At 71.9% G+C, this 5,392-nt stretch carries 6 protein-coding genes and 1 pseudogene; 4 read left to right on the top strand and 3 right to left on the bottom strand.

The annotated features are described in order from the left end of the window. Positions 1–137: 137 nt before the first annotated feature. Together AC2W7J_RS15500 and AC2W7J_RS15495 are read right to left on the bottom strand one after the other, a co-directional pair. The gene (locus AC2W7J_RS15500) at positions 138–761 is read right to left on the bottom strand and encodes an acyltransferase family protein (protein WP_485983483.1); all 624 of its coding nucleotides are present in this window, start codon (positions 759–761) and stop codon (positions 138–140) included. Positions 762–904: 143 nt separating this feature from the next. Continuing rightward, positions 905–1,363, bottom strand: a pseudogene (locus AC2W7J_RS15495) (acyltransferase family protein); the annotation flags it as partial. Between the two features lie 42 nt (positions 1,364–1,405). Between AC2W7J_RS15495 and AC2W7J_RS15490 the strand changes: the two are divergent. From AC2W7J_RS15490 to pgfA, 4 genes are all read left to right on the top strand, one after another. After that, positions 1,406–2,449, top strand: coding sequence for a GHMP family kinase ATP-binding protein (locus AC2W7J_RS15490; RefSeq protein WP_255183527.1), 1,044 nt, complete (start codon positions 1,406–1,408; stop codon positions 2,447–2,449). After that, positions 2,446–3,054, top strand: coding sequence for a D-sedoheptulose-7-phosphate isomerase (locus AC2W7J_RS15485; protein WP_485983481.1), 609 nt, complete (start codon positions 2,446–2,448; stop codon positions 3,052–3,054). The genes AC2W7J_RS15490 and AC2W7J_RS15485 overlap by 4 nt, the downstream gene beginning before the upstream one ends. A 29-nt stretch (positions 3,055–3,083) precedes the next feature. Further along, on the top strand, positions 3,084–3,653 hold the full coding sequence (locus tag AC2W7J_RS15480; RefSeq protein WP_485983479.1) for an HAD-IIIA family hydrolase: 570 nt from the start codon (positions 3,084–3,086) through the stop codon (positions 3,651–3,653). 76 nt (positions 3,654–3,729) lie between these two features. Beyond that, a complete protein-coding gene (gene pgfA, locus AC2W7J_RS15475) occupies positions 3,730–4,773 on the top strand; it encodes a cell envelope lipid trafficking protein PgfA (RefSeq protein WP_485983477.1) in 1,044 nt (347 codons plus the stop codon). Between the two features lie 76 nt (positions 4,774–4,849). Here pgfA and AC2W7J_RS15470 read toward each other — a convergent pair whose 3' ends face one another. After that, positions 4,850–5,338 (bottom strand): class I SAM-dependent methyltransferase, encoded by a 489-nt coding sequence (locus AC2W7J_RS15470; protein WP_485983475.1) that lies wholly within the window; start codon positions 5,336–5,338, stop codon positions 4,850–4,852. Positions 5,339–5,392: the final 54 nt, after the last annotated feature.

Raw genomic sequence — 5,392 nt, 5'->3', positions numbered from 1 at the left:
TGGGGCGCCGCTGCCGGTGCGCGTCGAGCGACGGCCGGTGGCCCTCGTCCTCGGTGCTGCGGGTATCGCCTTGGCCGTCCTCGGGGTCGCCGAGCGTCAGTCGGCGGGCTCGCTCGTCTCGCAGGTCCTCGGCGCGGTCACGCTCGGGGTGCTGGCTGCGGCGCTGGTGCGTCCGTCGTCCGGTGCGCGCGACGCAGCGCCGGACGCTCCAGCAGGGACCACGACAGGTGCGCCAGACCCACGCTGACGACCGTCACGAGCAGCAGCGTCGCGGCGAAGGGCGCCGCGAAGAGCCGCAGGTCGAGCAGGGCGAAGGTCACCTGCAGCACGAGCACGTGCCACAGGAAGACCCCGTAGGAGATGTCGCCGAGCCACCGGGCGGCTCCGGCCACCGGTGAGCCGGTGATCGTCTCCGCGAGCCCTCGGGTCGTGCCCGCCAGCAGGAGGCACCCGGCGACGAGGCCGTAGAGCAGCTCCGCCGCGAGTGCCTGCGCGGGCGAGGAGTGCTCGATCCCGCGGGGTCCGGCGACCGGCGTCGAGGAGACCAGCCACAGCACCGCGGCGAGGAGCACGAGGGTGCCCGGGCTGGTCCGCACGGCTTCGAGCCACGGGCGCGGGGTGACCACGACCCCGGCCCGCTCCGCCTGCACGACGACCGAGACCGCGGTGCCGACGGCAAACCACGTGGCGTGACCGGCCGCGCTCGTCGCGAGGATGCCGCCCCACCGGCCGTCCGGCACCGCGGCGAGCGTCTGGAGCACAAGCCCGGCGACCGCGATGCCGGCGCAGACCGACAGGAGCCGACGGGCGACCGTCGCGGGGCGGCGCCGCGCACCACGGGCGCGATCACGGCGGCGACGAGGGGCAGTGCGAGGTAGAAGGTCAGCTCGCTCGTCAGGCTCCACGTCTGGGTGAAGGACTGGAAGGTCCGCCCCGTCCAGCCCTGCCCGACGACGAGGTGCACGAGGACGGTCGGCAGGTCGAGGGCGCTCGCGGCGGCTCCGCCGAGCCAGATCGCGACGGCGACCACGGCGACGAGCGCGAGGAGGTACCCGGGGTAGATGCGCGCCGCCCGCCGCACGAGGTAGCGCCGCGCCGACCAGTCGACCTCCTCGCCGAGCGCACGTCGGACGAAGGGGGTCGACAGCAGGAAGGCGGAGAGGGCGAAGAAGACCGCCACGCCGAGCTCGCCGCGCACGGCGAGGCCGCCGACCACACCCTGCTCGCCGGCGCCGGTCCAGAAGGCGACGTGCGAGAGCAGGACGAGCCAGGCCGCGACCGCTCGGAGCAGGTCGAGGCCGAGCAGGCGTGACGTGCCGCTCACCGGGGGAGCCTGTCGTGTGTCGATGCCTTCACCTACCATTCGGTAACGATCGCCCATTCTGCCTGCTCGAGAGGACCTCGGATGACGCTCCGTCCCGTGCTGCGCGCCCGCGCACCCCTGCGGGTGAGCTTCGCCGGCGGCGGCACCGACGTCGCACCCTTCACCGAGCGCGAGGGCGGCGCGGTCCTCAGCGCCACAATCGGCAGCTATGCCTACGCGACGCTGCGGCCGCGCACCGACGGGCACATCACCGTCGAGTCGCACGACTACGGCACGAGCATCGGCTACGACGTCGGCACCCCCTTCGAGCTGGGCGGCGAGCTCGACCTGCCCAAGGCCGCGATCGCCCGGATCATGGCGCTCGACGGGGCCATGGCCTCCGACGGCTTCGACCTCTTCCTGCACACGAACGCCCCGCCCGGCTCCGGCCTCGGCAGCTCGAGCGCGGTCATGGTCGCGGTCATCCAGCTCGTGGCCCGGCACTGCGGGCTCGACCTCGGCCCGCACGAGACCGCCGAGCTGGCCTACCGGCTCGAGCGCGACGACCTGGCGATCCCGGGCGGCTACCAGGACCAGTACGCGGCGGCCTTCGGCGGCTTCAACTTCATGGAGTTCCGCACCGACGGGCAGGTCGTCGTCAACCCGCTCCGGGTCCGGCCCGACACCGTCCACGAGCTCGAGCACAACATGCTGCTCGCCTACACCGGACGCACCCGCGTGAGCGACCACATCATCCAGGACCAGGTCTCCCGCTACGAGACGGGCAACGCGGACGCGATCGCCGGGCTGCGGGCGCAGCGAGACCTCGCCGACGCGATGCGGGTGGCGCTGCTGCGCGGCCGGGTCGACGAGATCGGTCACCTCCTCGGCCAGGCCTGGCAGGAGAAGCAGCGGATGTCCTCGCGGATCACCACGCCGCTCATCGCCGACGCGGTCGAGAGCGCGCTCGCGCACGGCGCCCTCGGTGGCAAGGTCACCGGGGCCGGTGGCGGCGGGCACATGATCTTCATCTGCGAGTTCGAGAAGCGCCACCTCGTCGCCGACGAGCTGATCCGCCTGGGCCTGACGGTCTCCGAGTTCACCTTCACCAAGCACGGCGTCACGACCTGGAAGGGCCAGCAATGACAGCGACGCAGGGGGGCCACGCGCTCGTCACCCAGCAGCTCGACGCGGGGATCGCGGCGTGGGCCCGGTTGGCCAGCGAGATCTCGGCATCCGAGGTGCGTCAGGCCGTCGAGGCTGCCGGGCGCGACGTCGTCGACGCCCTCGCTGCGGGGGGCACGCTCCTCGTCGCCGGCAACGGCGGGTCGGCCGCGATCGCCAGCCACGTCGCCGCGGAGTTCCTCGGCAAGTGCATCCACGACCGGCACCCGCTGCCGTCGATCAGCCTCGCCGAGTCGCACTCCTCGCTCACCGCGATCGGCAACGACTACGGCTTCGACCAGGTCTTCCTGCGTGGCGTGCAGGCCTTCGGCCGCCCGGGCGACGTCCTGCTCGCGATGTCCACCTCGGGCACCAGCCCCAACGTCGTCGCCGCCCTTGGGGAGGCGCGGGCCCGCGGCCTGCGCACGATCCTCATGACCGGCGCGAAGGGGGCTGGGCAGGGACACCTCGCCGACCACCTGCTCGTCGTGCCCAGCGACGAGACGCCGCGCATCCAGGAGGTCCACATGCTCTGGGCGCACGCGTGGTGCGAGGCGGTCGACCTGTCGATGCAGGGGCCCCGCTGACCCCCCAGCCGTGGTGGTTCGGACCGCCGGTGCTCGACCCGCCGGGGGAGGGCGCTCCCTTCGACCTCGTCCTGCTCGACCGTGACGGCACGATCAACGTGCGCATCCCCGACGGCTACGTCACCCGGCCCGACGAGCTGCGTCTGCTGCCGGGCGCGGCCGCGGCGGTCGGAGCGCTCACGGCGGCCGGCTGCCGGACCGTCCTGGTGACCAACCAGCGGGGTGTGGCCCGTGGGCTCCTGGACCGCAGCGACCTCGAGGCGGTCCACGAGCGACTCTCGCACGCGCTGGCCGCCGAGGGTGGACGCCTCGACGCGATCGCCGTCTGCCCGCACGACACGGGTGTCTGCTCCTGCCGCAAGCCTCTCGACGGTCTCTTCCGCGCGGCCCTCGCGGCGGCCCCGTGGGCCCACCCCGAGCGGTGCGTCATGGTCGGTGACATGCCGAGCGACCTGGCGCCGGCGCAGGGTCTCGGGATGCGGACCGAGCGGGTCACGACGCAGCGCGATCTCGCGGATGTCGTCGCGCTCCTCGCGCCGCCCTCCGGGGCGCGCCGGTCCGCGGACGGCGTGCGACGTGGTGAAGGCCACGTCCCCTAGGCTGTCGACCGGCTGCTGCGACGCTGTCAAAGTGCTACTGTCCGGTAAGTTTCATAGGGCCAAGGAGGGTCAACTCGTGCGCAAGTACCTGTTGCCGGCGATCATCATGGGCGTCGGCGCATTCATTCTCACCATGGGGCTGCTCTTCCGGTTCTATGCATATCCCAAGCTCGCGGTGGTCCCGAACGACCAGAACACGACGCAGATCGTGCAGGACCCCGACGCGAAGTTCTTCGACGCCGACAACGTCAAGCCCGCCGAGGGCGAGCTGACGACGACCGCGCGCATCATCGGTGACCCGCAGGCGGCCGAGAACGCCTCCGAGGAGTCCGGGCGCGACCTGGCCGTGTGGAACAGCGGTCAGATCAGCGACAACAACGGCGACAACATCCCGATGGACGGCAGCACCGAGGTCTACGTCTTCGACCGCCACACCGGCGAGGCCGTCAACTGCTGCGGCGAGTCCAAGAACGGCGAGGAGGTCAAGCGCGACGGCCTGCTCGTGAAGTTCCCCTTTGACACGAAGAAGGACGGCTCCTACAAGTGGTGGGACAGCACCGTCGGCAAGTCCTTCCCGGTCACCTTCGAGGGTGAGGAGGACCTGCAGGGGATGAACGTCTACAAGTTCACCCAGGAGGTCCCCGAGACCAAGTACGCCACGCGTGAGCTGCCCGGCAACCTCTTCGGGGGGTCCGCCAGCTCGGGTGCCGTCAACGCGGACCGCTACTACTCCAACAAGCGCACCTTCTGGGTGGACCCGGTCACCGGTGTCGTCATCGACCGCGTCGAGGAGCAGCGCCAGGAGTTCCGATACAACGGCAAGTCGCTGACGGCCCTCGAGACGACCTCGAAGTTCACCAAGGACACCGTCGACAAGAACGTCGAGGACTACAAGTCGAAGTCCTCGCTCCTGGGCATGGTCAAGTCGACCTTCCCCATCGTCTTCGGCATCCTCGGCGTGCTGCTCCTGCTCACCGGCCTCATCCTGTCGATCCTCATCGGTCGCCGCCGCGACCTCGACGAGCAGCCGGCCTACGTCGACAACCGTCCGGACCCGGTCTTCGGCCCCTCGGACCCCGACGAGCCGACGGTTCGCCGCAGCGACATCCACGGCGGCTGACGCCCACGCCGCTGGTCCCGTGACGAGGCCGGCCACCACCCGAGCGGGTGGTGGCCGGCCTCGTTCGTCGTCCCGGTCAACCCGGCCGGTGCGCGACGAAGATCGCGGTCCCGGGCAGGTGCGCCCCGCGCAGCGGAGACCAGCCGCCCCAGGTCTGCGTGTTGTCCGGTGGCCACTCCGGCTCGAGCAGGGCGTCGAGGACGAGACCGGCGTCGACGATCTCGGCGATGCGGTGGCCCGTCGTGCGGTGGTGCTCGACATAGCTCGCGCGTCCCTGCGTCGACTCCACGTAGGGCGTCTCGTCGAAGTAGGACCCCGTCGCGGTCAGCCCCTCCGGCCCGGGGACGTCGGGGAAGGCCCAGCGGATCGGGTGCGACGTGGAGAAGGCCAGCCGGCCGCCCGGGCGCAGGACGCGGGCCAGCTCGACCATGAGACCGGGGGAGTCGGCGACGAAGGGAGTGGCGCCGTAGGCCGAGAAGACGACGTCGAAGGAGGCGTCGGCGAAGGGGAGCCGGGTCGCGTCGGCCTGGGCGAGCAGCGGTGCCGGGCCGGGGGGAGCGGGCACTGAGCCGGGCGGCCGTGGCGAGCATGCCGCCGGAGAGGTCGGTCGAGACGACCC

Source organism: Janibacter sp. CFPM2_SD2 (assembly GCF_057364645.1).
The sequence above is the reverse complement of the archived record's forward strand: the minus strand, read 5'-3'. Positions and strand labels throughout refer to the sequence as shown.

Coding starts and splice junctions, on each gene's coding strand:
- AC2W7J_RS15490 (WP_255183527.1), top strand. CDS start 1,406: ATGACGCTCCGTCCCGTGCTGCGCGCCCGCGCACCCCTGCGGGTGAGC.
- AC2W7J_RS15485 (WP_485983481.1), top strand. CDS start 2,446: ATGACAGCGACGCAGGGGGGCCACGCGCTCGTCACCCAGCAGCTCGAC.